The organism is Fibrobacterota bacterium (assembly GCA_019509785.1).
In the GTDB taxonomy this organism is placed as follows: Bacteria; Fibrobacterota; Fibrobacteria; order UBA11236; family UBA11236; genus Chersky-265.
Genome location: JAEKLQ010000043.1, coordinates 20,231 through 36,080, shown reverse-complemented (window position 1 = coordinate 36,080; position 15,850 = coordinate 20,231). Strand labels below are relative to the sequence as shown.

Sequence of the window (15,850 nt, the reverse complement as noted above, 5' to 3'; positions counted from 1 at the left end):
CTAGTTCTTGAAAAGATCATACTTGGCCAAATCCACCTTCTCCGCGCCCAGCCTCAGATCGGAGCCGATCAGGACCGAGGCGAAAATCTGGAAATCCAGGCCCGATTGTCCGGCGAATACGATGATGGGGTGGTTGGGCAGGCAATCCACATCGCGGTGTATGCTGGATTGCGTGGTGATGGTCGCGCGGGTGTAATTCTGATCGTAAAGCCATTTCTCCAGGTTCACGACTTCCAAGGGGTTCAAGCGGTTGGATTCGCGCTTGGCATACACGATGGCCCGCGATCCCGGTAGCCAGGTTGGACCGGTGTACGAGCTCGGATAGACGTTCTCGGCGATTTTCGGGGTCTTGCCGTGCAGGTCGGCCACTTCCACCAAATGCCCTTGCGGATCGATCTTCAACTGCATCACGCCGATATCCACCACCCGATCGTTCAGATCGTTGGAGATCTGGTAGGCCACGAAGTGCCCGTCGAAGGACCAGGAAGGATGGCTCTTATTGTTGGTGATCTGGTTGTTGAAGATCTTGATCTTCCGATCATCCTTGAAGTCCATCAAGGCGATGGTATAGAGCCCGCGCTTCTTATTGCCGCTAGTGCGGGTGGTATAAGCCAGGAACCGGCCATCCGGGGAATACGACGGGAACATCTCTTCGCCGGGATTGGTGGTCAAGCGTTCGAAGGCGCCCTTGGACTCGCGCTTGATTTCCTTTCCCAGGTACTTGGTGACGTCCGGGACCAGGTATAAATCGCCGTCGCCGGTGCGGGCCGATACGAACACCATGCTCTTGCCGTCCGGCGACCAACGCGGGGTGCCGTCCACTTCCGGGTCGAAGGTAAGGCGGGTATGCACCTTGGATCCGATGGCGCTGATGTAAACATCGTGGTTGTTCACGCCGCCGGCGCTGACGTAGGCGAAGTATTGCACCCCGTCATGCAGGACCGGGCACCATTCGAGTTCGTCCTCATAGCCCTTGAAAATGCTCTGGTCGGTATCCTCGTCGATGTTGACGTCCTCGATCTTGCTCGTGGTCGCCTTCGGGGAAATCTGGGTCAGCTCCTTGGTCTTGGAATCGTACAGCCAGATCTGCCGGTTGTCCCGGATCTGCCTCACGAAGGCCACGTAGTTGACCAGGTTGGGGCAGATTTTCGGGTGGAACAATTGCCCGGAAATCTTGGGGTTGTCGCTGGAGACCACCACCACGGTCTTGCTGGCGTCCGTGGCCTCCGGGGCCGCCAAGGCGGACCCGGCCGATGCGGCCAGGAGCCAGGCGCAATTGAGGATCCTCATATTCATGGAAACCTTTTTCTCCCTCCGCCTCAGAGGCTGCTCAGGCTCTTGAGGTAGTTCTCCGCCTTCAAGTTCTCGCTCTTGTACTTGTCGTTGTTGGAAAACCAAACTTCGTAGTCCTTCCACTTCAACACGGCCTGCTGGCGGTAGAAGTTTTGCTTATCGGGATTGGTTGCGTTCTTATAAAGGCGGGTCCAGGCCAGGGCCCAGAAATACTTGGTCCGTTGCATGACATCGTCGAAGACGGCCGGTTCGATGAAGCTTTGATCCCGTACGACGGCCTCGAAAGCCTGATGGGCCTTGGCGTACTGCTTGAGTTCGACGTAGCAGATCCCCAGATTCATGTTGGCGAGGGGATAATATTTCTCGTACTCCAGGACGTTCTGGAATGCGGTGACGGCTTCGCTCAGATGCCCGACCTTCAAGAGGGAGAGGCCCTTCAGGAAATTGGCTTGCACGTATTCATCCCGGTCCTCGGCCCCGCGCTTCTTGGAGGCGGGCCTGGGAACGGCGGAAAAGGAGCGGATGGCGTTGACGAAATCCTGCTGCCGGTAGGCCGTCATCCCCAGCTTGAAATTGCTGGAGGCATTGGGGGATTCCGCCGGGGCAGCGGCCGGGGCCGCCGGGACCACGGCGGCGCTCTTCGCCTCCTCGGTGGCTTCCGCGTTCTCGGGGATGGGGAGATCTTCGGGAGCGAACGCCTTGGCGGGGGCCGTAGGGGCCGGGGCGGGCGCAGGCTTGGTCGTGGGCGGGGCGGGCTCGGGCTTGCGCATCGCGACAACCGTGGGCTCCGGGGCGGGAACCGCGGCCGGTTTCGGCTCGGGCTTCGGCTTGGGGAGCGCATGCGGCTTTTCCTTGGGAACGGCCGCGACCGGCGCGTCCGGTTCCCGGGGAAGCTCAGTGGCCTTTACGATTTCCTTGTGGGGCTTGGCCGGTTTAACGGCCGGCGCGGCGGCGATGGGCTTCGCGGGTTCGGCTTTGGGCGGTTGAACCGCGACAGGAGGCGGTTCGGGGGTACGCTGCGTATCCTGGACGCTGATGCTGCTCGTTTCGGGGGCAGGTACGGCGGCCGGGGCGGTGGCTTCGGGCTCTTTGAATCCCGGCTCCACCTGGCTGTTGAGGGCGTTCTTGATCCGTTCCGCATTGCGGCTTTTCTGCAGCTCGATCCATCCCCATACGATCACGCCCATGAGGACGATGGCGATGATGATCAGGACGGAAATGAACTGGTTCCGCTTCTTGCGCTTCGCGGATACTTCCATGTAGCTGAAATTCGTATCGCTCATAATGGGTCCCTAAAATATATTGAAACCGGGAAAGATCCCATTCCGCCCCTACTGGGTTTCGGAGGGTGGATTAGGGGGCGGAGGAATCGTGCCCGTGCCCGTCCCGCTGGTCCCTGGCCTGTTGTCTTCCTTGTGAAGGTTCTCCACCCAGTAAGCCGCCACTCCCCCGCCGATTCCGAGCACCCCAAGGGATATCCAAAGCGCCTTGTTGGATTTGCTTCCGTCCTTGACCGCTGCGGTGGCCGGCGAGTCTTTTTCCTTATTGAACAGAGTATTGAAAAAAACCTTTTCGTAGTCCAGTAGTTTAATCAGATCCTCGGAGGGTTGCGGAGGCAACTCGAGGACCAGGGACTTGGCGGCGACATCGTACATGGCCAGACGGTAAACGTAGCTGCGGCCATCCCGGTAAAGGCGTGAATACAGGAGGCTGGACACTCCCAACTTCTGCCCCAACCCGATCATGTTCTCGAGGGACGGCGTCACCGAATACTTATTGATCTCCAGCGCCGATAGCAACTCCGCGAGCTCGGTGGGGCTCATGAGATCGTACGCCGGATTGCCGTAAATGCGGGTGCAGACCCGTTCGAAGAAAGCGCGCGACTGGGGGGAGTTCTCGCTCAGATCGAAGACGGCCAGGGATTTCCCGTGCTTGCCCTTTTCCGTGTCGGGTTTGAGTTTGGCGATCTCGGCGGCGCAGGCGGCGAACGCCTTCTCCAGCGAGCGTTGGCGATCCGCGTCCGTCGTCCCATCCGCTTCCAGCACCTTGGTCCAAACGATCCGGGCCGTGGGAATGTGCAGCAGCTTAAGGGAGACCGCTTCCACCGAAGCCAAGGGGGTGGCCGTCCCGTAGACCACGTACTCGGCCTGCACCACGTTCCCGATATCGAAACCGCATTGGGGATTATTGCAGCCTTGGCGGGGATTGATATTGAATTCGCCGAGGCGTTTGGAAACGGAGTCCCTCTGGAGAACGGCCCAGGTACCGCCCGCCGAAAGAGCGGCCCTCAAGGCATCCGAGAACTCGGGCTTCTGGGTATTGTCCGTCAAATCCACCAGATCCAAGACGGCGATGCGGCCGAGGCCGCGGAGAGAATCGGAAGGGGAAGTTGAGGCCCATGGCATGCTGCCGCACATAGCTAACGCCAGGAGCAGGATGCGCTTCATCAAGCCGCGGCCCATCCGCATGCGCCAGGTCGTGCACGCGCCATCAATCGGGTTTTCAGCTTGTATGCCATTTCCCCTTAAAATAGACAATGCCCGGGAAAAGAGGTCCGGTAATTGAAAAAAGTACCGACGCTTGGACTCTTGGATAGCGTGATTTAATTGATTTTCCGCTAGCTTTTTTTAACTTCAGGCTCGCGGCGACATACCCAAGTGGTAAGGGAGAGCTCTGCAAAAGCTTTATTCAGCGGTTCGAATCCGCTTGTCGCCTCCACTTTTCCCCAACTGAAATCCAAGGCAATTATTCAAGGCGATTGCGCCCTGCCCGGTGCACCTGGAAAAAAAGCCCGCCCGCATGGCGCGGAGGGGCTTTTTAGAACGTCGCCTGGGATTCTCCCGACTTGAGAGTCGGCTCCTACTTAAGATCCACGTTCAAATCGACGGTCTCTTCGGGAAGAACGTTCACGGACATTTCTTTGCGCCTTTTCCCGTGGGTGATCTTGAAGACGCGCGTGCCGGCTTCGAGCCGGTTGATGGTCAGGACCCCGCCCTTGGTGGTTCCCACCTGTTCGCCATCCACGTAGACGATGGCGTTGATCTTCAAGGGATTGGTTTTCACGGCCACGCTACCGTAAGGCATTTTCAAGGGGCCTTCCCAGGTGGTCTTCTCGCCGGCGCAAACGTTGATGCGCTCCTTCACCAGTTCTTCGCCATTGAGCATGATGATGAGGCTGTAGCGTCCGGTGGGATATGCGGTGTCGACGGGAGTGATCCCGAGCCTCTCCCCGTTGAGGGAGACAACGGCCTTTTCCGGGGTGGTAATGACGCTAACGGATCCCATCTGACCGCGGGCCGGGGGGTTATCCGCGTCTTGGCTGCAGCTCCCCTTCACCTCTCCGCGCGAGAGGCCCGGTAGGGCCAGCGCCAGGATCAAGGCGGCGCCGAATAGGTGCAATTTCTTGGCAAGGGCCATGCTTCCTCCAAAGGGTGATGATCGGGACAAATCGTGTATTAATATACTCAGAATGGAAGAAAAATCGACTGATCCGGGGGCGGAAGCAGCCGCTAGAAGGCCTGGGCCAAATCGAGAATCCATTGGGAATGCGTTCTTTGCCAGTTATCGGCCGCGTAATCTATCCTGAAGTTGAAGATGGACAGCAGGGAATAGCGTAATCCCAGGCCAAAAGCCAGTCCCTTCCCCGTCTCCGTGACTTTCCTTCCCACTTCCCATACCTCTCCGTAATCGGTGAAAGGGACCACTTGCAGTCCATACAACCAGGCCCATCGCCCCTCCGGGTTGATGAAGGCTGGAGTGAAAGGATTGGCGCGGATCTCGAACGAACCCAGGTAATAGGCTGGCTCGACGCCGGACGTCCGGCAAACCCCGTTACTGTCCTTCTCCGGGCAGATTTGCCGCCATCCATAGCTGCGCACCGAACGGGGGCCGCCCAGGAAAAAGCGCTCGGAGTTCTGCTCGCCCGCCCCGAAGAAGCGTCCGCCGTCCAACCGGAACGCCAGCTTGACGTGTTCGGATGCCGGAAGGAAGTAGGCGCTCTCGATTTCCAGCCAATTGTGTCGATCGGAAAGGGGGACATCGATGCTGCCGCCTTTGACGAAGGTTCCGCCATTGCCCCAGGTGAGGGCCCAACGCGCGCCTTTACCAGGATTGGCGGGGGCATCGAGGAAAGTGAAAAAGGCCGTGTTGATGAAGTTGAGGTTGAAAGAGCGATTGACGTGGGAGGAATCCTCGCGCTGGCTTTCCCCGGCCAACTCGGTATTGCTTAAGCCCCGGGACCAAGAGGAGAAGACCCGCGAAAGCTTGCTGGAATTGGTGATGTCGAAATCGCCTTTATAGGGCCCGACGCCGTTTTGCAGATGGCTGTCCTGGTACCAGTTGGCGACCAAGTCGTCATCAAAGCGAAGCAGGGTGCCGAAGAAGAGGGGCGAAGCGTAACCCAGATAGACGCTTTGCTTACGCTGCGCGACCGATCCCCCCAACTTCCCCTCATGTAGATTTCCCAGCATGTTGCCGTGGCCCCAATTGAGCGCCACCCCCGCGCCGTATTGGGTTTCCAGGAAAACGGATCCGTCGGCCTCGCCGGGTACCCTTTCCTCGCTGGTGAGGATCAGCGCGCTGCCGCCGCCGGGAAGCAGGCTGTCGTGGACGCGCGCGTAGTTGAAGGCGCGTGAGGCCTTGAGCTTGCGTTCATAGGCGGAAATCGCCGCCAGGCTAGCGGTGTCCCCCCGATGCAAGCCCAACAAGGTCCGCAGCAATCGGGTACTGGTGATACCGGCTTTGCCGGTGGAATCGTCTTCGCGACGATTGCGGAAGATCAAGGTGTCGAGAACGACCGCGGGTCCCGGGTCGATTTCGTATTCCAGATTCACCGCCTTGGCGGAAGTATCCGGGGTCAATCTCTCGGTGGAACGCGCATGCAGGAATCCGCGGTCGCCGTACGCGTTCAGGAGCTTGCTGCGATCGCGGAATACCAATTCCTTCTCGAAGGGCCGGCCCGGGCGGGATTGCAAGCGTTCGGGATCGATCACGTGCGGGGAGCCTGCGGGCGCGGCCACCGTCACGGAGCCGAAATGGTATCGTCCGCCTTCGCGGATCCCGATGCGGATGCGATCGTCCTGGGGCCTTACGCCCGCGCTGTCGGCGGCGATCCGTTCGATCTTCACCGCGGCGTCCAGGTACCCCATGTCCCCGTACAGATCCGTTATGGAAAGGGCGGCATCGTCGACCCAATCCTCCCAGTCCTCTTGGGAAAGCGCGGAAGGCCGGTCGGGAACGGTCAAGGCCGATTCGATCTTCCTGCGGGACACGTTATCGTTACCGCTCAATAAGACGGGTGCGCCATAGGCGGCATGGACCCAAAGCGACAGGACCGCGATACGGAATAGGAGGCGCGCGGGAACGGATCGGTTCGGGTGCAAACGGCTTACCAGAGTTTCCAGAATTTATAACGGTAGCGCAGCCCAACTTGCATGCGCGCATCCTTATTCTCGTTCGTGACTTTTTCTTCCGGCCGCGTTTCGGCGGAGGCTTCCAGGGTCACGCGATCCCGGACGCGCCGCTTCCATTCCGAATTCCCGGAGGCTTTTTCCAAAGGCGGGCGCCATTGCACGGCCACCTTGCTCTCCCAGGTGGTATTGTCTTCGCGCTTTTCGGGGTGATATCCCGCGCTGGCCTTGACGCTTACGCCCCATTTCTCCTTCGTCTCGACCCCCAGGGCCAAGGGCTCGTTCCCCGTGGTATCGCGCGCCACGGTTGATCCGATTCCCGTCACGGAGGTGCGCTTGATCCAGCCGCCGGTGAATTTCTCCCCTACGCTGGTGAGCTTTTCGTTGAGGGTGGGTTCAAGCAAGGCGACGACCGCCTCGCGGTAATTGCCATTGCCCGCGCCGGCCACGTCTTCGTCGGACCAGCATCCGCGGTTGACCGAGTTGATGAGCGCGGTGGGCTCCAAGGTTTCCCCGCTGTTGGCCCCGCAATCCGTATCGTAGGTGAAGGCCATCTCGTCCAGGCGGCCGGCGAGCTTAACGTACACGTTGCAGGTGCGTTCCGTTTCGGGCTTGCAATTGATGCGAAGCTTCTTCCGGCCTTCCACGCTCACCTTGCCTTCCTCCACCGTGGCGTTCTGCCACTTGAGGTCGAAGTCGGTGATGTCGTACGACTGGCTGGTCTGGCCCAACTCCCCTTTCAGGGAGGAGAATTCGCCGCTAAGCAGGGTGTAGGGGTAGACCCCGCGGACCGCCAGATCGCCCGCGAAGGCCATGCGCAGCACGTCGGTCTCGATACGGTTGTTGGCCCCCGCGGTTTCCAGGTTGAGCTGGAGGTCGATCGGTTTCGCCCGCCGTTTACGCTTGTCCACCTTGACCTTGCCGATGGATTTCTGGAGCTCGCGGAATCCGATCTTGTGCTTGAAAAGGAAGTTCTGGAGGCGGGCCTTTACATGGAGCTCGGGACCGGGCGCGGGCGCCTTATCCCCCTTCTCGCCCTTCGGCGCGGGCGGCTGGAGATATGCGATCTGCATGGCTTCCAGGTTGCCGCGGATGGTGATGGGCGCCCGGGAGGCGGCGAATTCGGCGCGATCCACGCTCGCCTCCGCGGCCAAGCCAGCGGAATCGATCCGGATGGAAGCCTGCGCGCCGCGCAGTACGATCTTCTGGACGCCCGGCCAGGACAGGGCGAGGTCGTCGCCACGTAACCGGGCCGTTACCCGCAGGGGGCCGGCGAGATCGCACTCCCCCTCCCCGGCCAAGGTCGGCCCGCGCCTATCGTTAGCATGCAGATCCTGGATCAGCAAGCGGCCTCCCCGCAACGAGAGCGTGCCGCCGAAAGATTGGGTATCGAGCCCGGGTATGGCATAGCGTCCCGCGAAGGAGCCGGAGTCCAGCGTCATTCCCCTCAGCACGCCGCCGCTAAAGGGGCTGGAAACATGCCCGCCCAGGCGCAGATCGCGAATCTCCCCCGCCCCTCCCGGCAAGGTTGCCTTTCCGGAAACCGCGAGAGACCCGTCCATGCTTCGCAATCCGTCGGCGCGGCCCCGGAACCGTACGGTAAGGCCGTCTTCCGAAACGCCATCTACCTTAATGGCCGGCGCGCCCCCCAGTATGTCGGCGACTTCGGCGCGCAGGCTATCATTGAGCCAAGGATAGGCGGGGGAAACCGTGCGGACGGTCAGGACCACGCTCGCGCCCCGGCCTTCGAGAACCACCTGCGGAAGGGCCGCCCGTTTTCGGAGCGGGATCAAATCCAAATCGTCGATCCGGTAGCTTCCGCCGAACCCTTCCGAATCCGAGTAGGAAAAGCGCCCGTCCAGGATCCCGCGTGCCACCGGCCAGGACGGGCCCGCGAAGGGCGCGAGCCGCGCGGCGTCGAAGCGATGGGCTTCCATCGAAAGGGAACGGATGTCGCCGGGGCGCAGTTTTCCCGCCTGCCAGAATTGCCGCCCGCCCATGCGCGCGGCGCCCTGGAGCCGGACGGTGGATCCCGCCAAGGTGACGTCCAAACCGTTTAGCGTCAGCAGCGCCGCGTCCCAGCGCGATTTCGCGCGCACCTGCAGATCCTGGCCGGCAAAGGCCAAGGCCGCATCCGCGTCCACCTGGCCCGTGCGCGCATGGATATCCCAAGCGAAGCTCCCGGTGACCACGGGGGCCAGGGCCATCAGGCGGGGAAGGCGCGCGTACGGCAGCTTCTGGGCCGAAAGATTGTCCACGCGCACGCGCAAATCGCCTCTGCTAGGCATGGCGAATTCCGCCGCACCGTAACGTGCATGTTGCGTACGGAATACCAACGACACCTGATGATGGTGCCGGACGCCCGGCACCGCATTGCCGCCCGGCAGCGTAGCTCCGATTGGGGCCGCGGCGCCTGGCGGCACCGGGGCTCCGACCGGTCCCGGAGCGACCACGCGCTTCCAGAGCACCTGCCCCTCCACGGGCCATACGGCCTCCTTTCCGTAAATGCGTGATGCGAGCAGATAGTAGCCGGATTTGTCGACGGCCTGGGAGGCGTACACGGAATCGGCGATGCACCCATAGGCCCGGACCTGATTGACCCATGCCTCCACGTGCAATCCCTCGCGCCCGGCTTCGCCTTTTACCCGTGCCGAACGATAGGCGAGATTGGTGTCCGTCCACCGCAGGGCCCAGGCTTCCCGGGGCGAGGGTTTCCCCTCGAAGGAAACGGCCCAGGATGAATCAGGTCGGCGGAAGAGCCGGCCCTCCGCGACCGTGCTGTCGCGGGTACGGACTTGCGCCTCCAGGGTGGGCCCTGGCAATAGGCGCAGTTTCCGGATCTCCGCGTCGCCAGGCAAGATGAAACGGCCGATGCGGAAGCGGACGTTGCGGCTGTATCCGGCGAATTCCCCGCTCAGGCGGGGCAACAACGCTGCCAAGCCGCCGCTATCCGACATGGGAGCGCGGAAGCGGCCTTGTAAGTACACGACTTCTCCCGATGGTCCATGGGTCGCCAACGTCATGCGTCCCAAGGAATCGGCCATTTCCAATTTCAATTCCGCGCGCTGGCGCGCGATGACCCAGACGGGCGGCGTTGTGAATATCACTTTGGCCTTAAGGGTGCGATGCTCACCGCTCCCGATCGAGCCGTTCACGTAAAGATCGCGGAAGCCAGGCGGACCGCGCCGGAACCAAGGCGCGAGGATCCGCAATCCCCCCAAGCGGGCTTCCAGGGAGTCGCGGCCATCGCGCAGATCGGACTTGCGACGCTCGCCTTCCCAACGCGCGAAATCCCCCAGGCTGTCCTCCAACTGGGCTTGGTATCGCACGCGGTTTCCGAACCAACGGGCAGAAGCGTGCCCGGGCGCGGCGTATCCGATCCGAGTCGCCGCGGGGGAACGGGTCGTGTCCGGAGGCGACGCCGGGGGCGGCGCCAGGGGCGGGGGGAATTCGAGGCCGGACCATTCGCAACCGATTCCCTTCGGCCCTTGCGAGAACATGGCGGGCTCCAGTACTGCCGCCAATTCCCGTCCCGCGATGCGGAGATCGAGGCGGCGGGCCGAAACGCGAAACTCGAAAGGGAGGCGTAGGTTCGGGAAAATCGGTGGCGCTTTCGGATTGCGCTTTCGCGAAGGCGCATCGGGATTGCGGGCCGCCAATCCCACCTGCACGGTGTCGGTCCCGATCTTGATGCTCGGCTTGATGCTGGCGATGGAATTCCAGATGCGGACCGCCGCGGTCACTGGTCCCGTCCCCACCCGCACGCCGGGTGAAGCGAGATCGATGGAGTCGGCGGAGAAATCCAAGCTCCAGTCCAGGGCCGGGTTTACCATTCGCAGACGGTATTCCCCGAAGGCGATCTCCCGCTGCAGATGATGGTTCAGCCATGCCCGGGCCAGAACATACCCCGCGGACAGGAGAACTACGGGGGCCAGCGCCAAACCCCAAAGCCAGAGACGGCGGGAGCGAGTCACCGTTCGGCCCCGCAAAGTCGCAACCGGTTGAACCAAACGGCTTTAAGAGTCCCCATCTACGCCTTGTCCGATAAAGGTCCGGTCCAGCCGCTCCGACCGGGGATGGGCGGCGAATCGGACTCAAATTACTAATAAGGCCGTGCCTCCGGCCTCCCTGATCCCGCAGGTCTTCCCACCGGCCCTCGCCTCGCCTAATGGCCCTGATTTCCCTGCGCGGCCCGATGGTATAATCGGGACGATGCCCGCTGCCGATCCCGGATTCCACCAGAAGCTGAAACTCGCCGTGGCCTTGAAGTACAGGCAGGATGAGGACGTATCCCCGCTGGTGGTCGCATCCGGAAAAGGCGCGTTGGCCCAGGCTCTCGTCAAGAAGGCGATCGATCTGGGCGTCCCCATCCATCCCGACGGAGAGCTCGCGGAACTTTTGTCGGACGTGGAAGTGGGCCAAAGCATTCCCGAAGAGTTGTACGAAGTGGTGGCCCAGATCATGGCGATGGTCTATCGCATGGACGCCGAGCTGGGGCGGAAGAAGGCCTAATGCGGTTCGTTCGAGAAATCGGATCCCGGAATTCCGGTTTGCAATCAACCCGCGGGGTATTACTTTATACCCCGGCATCGAGAGGGGTCATGTTTGGATAGCCACGCACAGCCTGGACAGCCCAAGGGCGAAACGGCGATCGAATACTCGGTCCGGTTCCCATGCGACCTCGAATACATCCCTCCGCTGCGCCAATTCGTCGCCGAAATGGCCCGCGTAGAAGGCTTCTCCAAGAAATTCTGCTTCCGCACCGAGATCATCGTGGACGAACTGGCCACCAACGGGATCCTGCACGGCTCCCAGGACGTGCATAGCTCGCTCACCTTAAGGGCGAAGTTCGAGGAAGCGGCCATGAGCCTTTCCGTGCAGGACCAGGGCGGATCGCGCCAGAACCTGGAGAACCTGAAGCGCGCGGTCTACAGCCCCAAGCCTTCCACGGGCGATAAGAAGAAAGGCCGCGGCCTGGTCATCGTCCAGATGCTCTCCAACGAAATCAAGATCGACGTAGGCGAGGACGGGCGGACCCAGGTGCACGTGGTGAAGACGAAGGATCCGGAAGATTCCCGCTCCCCGCGCGAAAAGCTCCTCTACGAGAGCGACGTATGAGGATTACCCAGCAGATCAGCTCCCATGACGATCGCATCGTACTCCTGCATTTCGAAGGCGATCTGAACGCCAGCGACTGCGAAGCGACCAGCAAGATCTTCCAGGAGATCATCGACTCCAAGAAATTCTTCATCATCGCCTTGATGGAGAACGTCACTTTCGTCTCCTCCCCTTTCCTGGGGGAGTTGATGGGATGCAAGCTCCGCTTGGTCGAGCAGGGCGGCAACATGGTGATCGTCGGCCTGAACTACGATTTGCGCGAGCGACTCATCCAGATGGGCGCCGACAAGATCTTCCAGTTCTATCCGGACACGCACACGGCGTACAACCATTACCATTGGGAGTACACCCAGACGGCCCAAGTGGTTTCCATCACCTTGCCTCCCAAGCTGCAGGCGGTGCCTGCCGTGCGCCGTTTCATCGCCGGCATCGCCCGGCAAAAAGGCTACACCTCGCGGGATTCCTTCCGCATCGAAACCATCGTAGACGAGATCGCCAACAATGCCATCGAGCATGGCGACGCTTCCCAATCCGGCATTTCCGTGGAACTGCGCATCGATCGTCGCAAATTCGAGCTGCTCGTTCGCAACCAGACATTGATGGACAAGGCCACCCAGTTGAAGTACGCCGTGGAGGCGAACCAAGAGGCTTCCAAGGGCGGGGAAACCCGGGGACGCGGCCTGGCGCTCGTGAAGCTGATCAGCAACTCCATCAACGTGTCCATCGACAATGCGGGTACGGAAGTGAAAATAATGAAAATGCGAGAGGATAGCTAACCATGGACACCCAAATCGAACTCCAGATCTCGGACCTGGAAAACGTCCCGCATGGAAAACTGATCAAGTGCATGGGAGACCTGGACGCCACCAACGTGGAGTCGACCCTGGACCAAGTGACCAAGCTGATCCGGGACGGTTACGTGCAGATCGTCGCCGACTTCCGCAACCTCCGCTACGTGAACAGCACGGGCCTGGGCATCCTCCTCCATTTCAGCAAGACCGCAAAGGAAAAGAACGGTTGCTTCAAGATCGCCAACGTGAACGATAACGTGTACGAGATCATCGAGATCATCGGGGCGAACACGCTGTTGGATATTTACGAAAGCGTGGAAGAGGCTATCGCCTCCCTGTCGAAGCGTTGAGTCCCAATTACGGAGAAGGGTAAAGGGTACAGGGTTAAGGGTATAGGGGGGCGTTAGGCCCCCTTATTCGTTCTTCCTTTTAATTTTCTAAACCCTTAACCCTGTACCCTTTACCCTTTACCCTGCCTTCGCCCCCCTCCCTTCGCGGGTTTTGAACTTCCCTTTTTACTAACTTATCGCCCGTTCCGGGGTCTCCCCGGGGTTTTCGGGATTTCCCTTTTCACAGCACAAAGGACGATTATGAAGCGTATCCTGTGTATTCTCCCCCTATTAGCGCTAGTGGCCTGCGAAGGCAAACGGGAGGACCGCAGCAAAGTCCTGGCGAAGATCGGCGGGACGAGCTATACCGAGAACGATTTCGACTTCATGCTCAAGACCATGCCCCCGGACCGGCAAGCCGAATTGAAGAAGGACCCGGAAGCGCGCCGCAAGCAGTTCGAGACCATGCTCAACCAGAAGCTGCAGTCGATGGCCGCCCTGAAGTCCCGCTACGGGAAGGATCCGGATCTCAACGCCCGCCAGGCGCTGATCGACGAACGCATCGTGACCCAGACCTATACCCAGACCTTCCTGGGCGAGAACGATGGCTTCACGGAAGACGAACTGAGGTCCTTTTACCAGGCGCATCCCAAGATGTTCACCGGCGATTCCGGCAAAGTTCTCCCCTTCGAGGCCGAGCGTCCCCGGGTGGGCGATTCCATGGCGATCGCGAAAGCGCCCTTGGATTCCTTCTACCAGGCCAATACCAAGCGTTATGAGCAAAAGGCGTTCTGCGATCTCTCCCTGATACAAGCCAAGGACCGTAAGACCGCCGAAGAAGCGGCCAAGGCCGTGGCGGGAGGCATGGATTTCGGCGCCGCCGCCGCCAAGTGGTCGGTGCACCAGGCCAGCAAGGCGAACAAAGGCAAGGTGGGCCGCCAGGTCAAAGGCGACGTGCTGTGGGATATCGGGCAGATCAATGCGGATAGCCTGTTCTTCAACGATGAGACCAAGCTGAAAGTCGGAGCCGTCTCCAAGCCCATCAAGAAGGATAGCACCTGGATGCTCCTCAAGGCGGATAGCTGCGTCGCCGCCCATGTCCCCCCGCTGGAAACGATCCGCAAGCAGGTCGGGGACGACTATCTGGTCCTGTATAAATCCAAGCTGACGGAAGGCCTTCTGCCCCGCCTCAAGGCCAAATACGGCGTGGTCCTGCGTAGCCAGCGCGACACGGCCACCCTGGCCGAACTCCAGAAGTACTACGAGGAGCATAAGGACGGATACATCTCCCCTGAGACGTATGAGGTGTACCACATCGAATCGAAGAACAAGGATTTGCTGAACAAGCGCGCCAAGGACATCAAGGATTTGGAGGCATTCAAGAAACTGGCCGCCCAAATCGACGAGAACTCCTGGACCAAGCCGACCCAGGGCTACATCGGCATAATCAAGCGCGACCATTGCCTGCCGGACGGGATCGGCGTAATGCCGAACTTGTGGACGGTTCTCGATACCCTCAAGCAAGGGTTGCTCCGTGAGCCCATCCAGAATCCCGACACCAAGAAGTGGCATCTGTTCTGGTTGACCAAGAAGCTCCCCAAGCAGCAGAAGCCTTTCGATCGCGTCCGGGTCCTGGTAAAGCTGGATTGGAATTCGGAGCGGACCACGACCATCAAGCCCGAGGATACCTTGGCGACCTGGAAGGGCGGCAATATCCGCGAAAAGGACATCCTGTTCCTACGTCAGGAGATCCCGCCTTCCATGCAAGAGCGGTATACCCGCGACGCCCTGTTGGATTACCTGCTCACCTGGCACCTCGCTTCGATGGAAGCCAAATCCGTGGGCCTGAACGATGACATCAAAGTCATGGCCCAGCGCGAGGAGAACAAGATCAACTACTGGGCCCAGATCTACCAGGATTCCATCCTGGCCCGCAACGGCGGGCTGGATTCGGCCACCCTCAAGCGGACCTTCGAAGCCAATCGCGACTACTTCACCAAGGATTCGACCGAGAAGGATTTCCACAAGTACACCAAGGATATCGCCGCGTTCCTCACCTTGGATCCCAAGGATTTCGACATCGAGTACAAGACCAATCCGGAGCGTTATCGCCGCGATACCATTCCGTTGAGTTTCGAAGAGTCCAAGTACGAGGTATTCCAGAACCTGAAGAACGAGGCCTACGCCAAGTCCGCGCAGAAGCAGACCGAAAAGCTGATGCGCGAATTCCAGGTCGTGATATTGGATCCCACCCTGCTCCCCGCGAAGATCAAGAATTCGCAGGAGTCCTACAAGCAGGCCCAGAACCTCCATTATGATCGGAAGCTGGACCAAGCGATAGATCTTTACCAACGCCTGAGGACGGAATTCCCGAAGGACGAGGCGCTGCAGGATTCCATCTGCTTCGGGTTGGCCCAGATCTACATCGAGCAGGAGAAGTACCAGCAGGCCATGAGCGAATACCGCCGCTTGTCGTACCTCTACCCCAAGAGCCCGAACAATTACAAGGCGATGTTCATGGTGGGATTCATCCACGCCGAACATCTGAAGAACGATTCGGCGGCCGTGCGCGACTTCGAGAAGATGCTGTCGCAATACCCCTCCAGCGACCTTTCCGACGATGCGGATTGGATGATCCGAAACATCCGCAGCGGCGGGAAATTGATGCCCGTGCTGGAAGGCGATAGCGGCTACGTGGCCCCGGATTCCGGCAAGGGCAAATCCTCCCCGGGCAAGCAACCTAAAGCGGATTCCAAGCCGGCAGCGACGGGAAGCGCGCCCAAACCCGATGCGGCCAAGCCTTCGGCGGCAAAGCCGGACTCGACCAAGAAATAGTCCGGAAGCGAATCGGAAGAGACGCGCTTGGCGCGGTGAAGGAGGCCCATCTGGCCTCCTTTTTTTTGCCCCCTGT

The 15,850-nt window shown here is 60.4% G+C and carries 11 protein-coding genes and 1 tRNA gene; 6 read left to right on the top strand and 6 right to left on the bottom strand.

What is annotated here, in order from left to right; translation table 11 throughout:
* Genes JF616_12720 through JF616_12710 form a run of 3 tightly spaced genes read right to left on the bottom strand, consistent with a single transcriptional unit; the run spans window position 1 to window position 3,740 of the window.
* A complete protein-coding gene (locus JF616_12720) occupies window positions 1-1,296 on the bottom strand; it encodes a PD40 domain-containing protein (GenBank protein MBW8888611.1) in 1,296 nt (431 codons plus the stop codon).
* 23 nt (window positions 1,297-1,319) lie between these two features.
* Window positions 1,320-2,576, bottom strand: a complete 1,257-nt coding sequence (locus JF616_12715) for a tetratricopeptide repeat protein (protein MBW8888610.1) — start codon at window positions 2,574-2,576, stop codon at window positions 1,320-1,322.
* A 48-nt stretch (window positions 2,577-2,624) separates the two neighbouring features.
* Window positions 2,625-3,740: a hypothetical protein gene (locus JF616_12710; GenBank protein ID MBW8888609.1), complete on the bottom strand. Its 1,116-nt coding sequence runs from the start codon at window positions 3,738-3,740 to the stop codon at window positions 2,625-2,627.
* A 196-nt stretch (window positions 3,741-3,936) separates the two neighbouring features.
* Between JF616_12710 and JF616_12705 the strand changes: the two genes are divergently transcribed.
* Window positions 3,937-4,011: transfer RNA gene (locus JF616_12705), tRNA-Cys, on the top strand.
* A gap of 141 nt (window positions 4,012-4,152) precedes the next feature.
* Here JF616_12705 and JF616_12700 read toward each other — a convergent pair.
* The 3 genes from JF616_12700 to JF616_12690 all read right to left on the bottom strand — a co-directional run bounded on the left by JF616_12700 (window position 4,153) and on the right by JF616_12690 (window position 10,675).
* Window positions 4,153-4,710 carry a PEGA domain-containing protein gene (locus JF616_12700; GenBank protein MBW8888608.1) on the bottom strand — a complete coding sequence of 186 codons (558 nt, stop codon included), beginning with the start codon at window positions 4,708-4,710 and terminating at the stop codon, window positions 4,153-4,155.
* 92 nt (window positions 4,711-4,802) lie between these two features.
* Entirely contained in the window at window positions 4,803-6,674 is a 1,872-nt protein-coding gene (locus tag JF616_12695) for a BamA/TamA family outer membrane protein (GenBank protein MBW8888607.1), read from the bottom strand.
* A 5-nt stretch (window positions 6,675-6,679) separates the two neighbouring features.
* The gene (locus JF616_12690; GenBank protein ID MBW8888606.1) at window positions 6,680-10,675 is read right to left on the bottom strand and encodes a hypothetical protein; all 3,996 of its coding nucleotides are present in this window, start codon (window positions 10,673-10,675) and stop codon (window positions 6,680-6,682) included.
* A gap of 238 nt (window positions 10,676-10,913) precedes the next feature.
* Between JF616_12690 and JF616_12685 the strand changes: the two genes are divergently transcribed.
* The 5 genes from JF616_12685 to JF616_12665 all read left to right on the top strand — a co-directional run bounded on the left by JF616_12685 (window position 10,914) and on the right by JF616_12665 (window position 15,774).
* Window positions 10,914-11,213 carry an EscU/YscU/HrcU family type III secretion system export apparatus switch protein gene (locus JF616_12685; protein ID MBW8888605.1) on the top strand — a complete coding sequence of 100 codons (300 nt, stop codon included), beginning with the start codon at window positions 10,914-10,916 and terminating at the stop codon, window positions 11,211-11,213.
* 93 nt (window positions 11,214-11,306) lie between these two features.
* Window positions 11,307-11,819, top strand: coding sequence for an ATP-binding protein (locus JF616_12680; protein MBW8888604.1), 513 nt, complete (start codon window positions 11,307-11,309; stop codon window positions 11,817-11,819).
* Window positions 11,816-12,595: an ATP-binding protein gene (locus tag JF616_12675; GenBank protein MBW8888603.1), complete on the top strand. Its 780-nt coding sequence runs from the start codon at window positions 11,816-11,818 to the stop codon at window positions 12,593-12,595. The genes JF616_12680 and JF616_12675 overlap by 4 nt, the downstream gene beginning before the upstream one ends.
* Window positions 12,596-12,597: 2 nt before the next feature.
* Window positions 12,598-12,960: an STAS domain-containing protein gene (locus JF616_12670; GenBank protein ID MBW8888602.1), complete on the top strand. Its 363-nt coding sequence runs from the start codon at window positions 12,598-12,600 to the stop codon at window positions 12,958-12,960.
* A gap of 240 nt (window positions 12,961-13,200) precedes the next feature.
* Window positions 13,201-15,774, top strand: coding sequence for a peptidyl-prolyl cis-trans isomerase (locus JF616_12665; protein MBW8888601.1), 2,574 nt, complete (start codon window positions 13,201-13,203; stop codon window positions 15,772-15,774).
* Window positions 15,775-15,850: the final 76 nt, after the last annotated feature.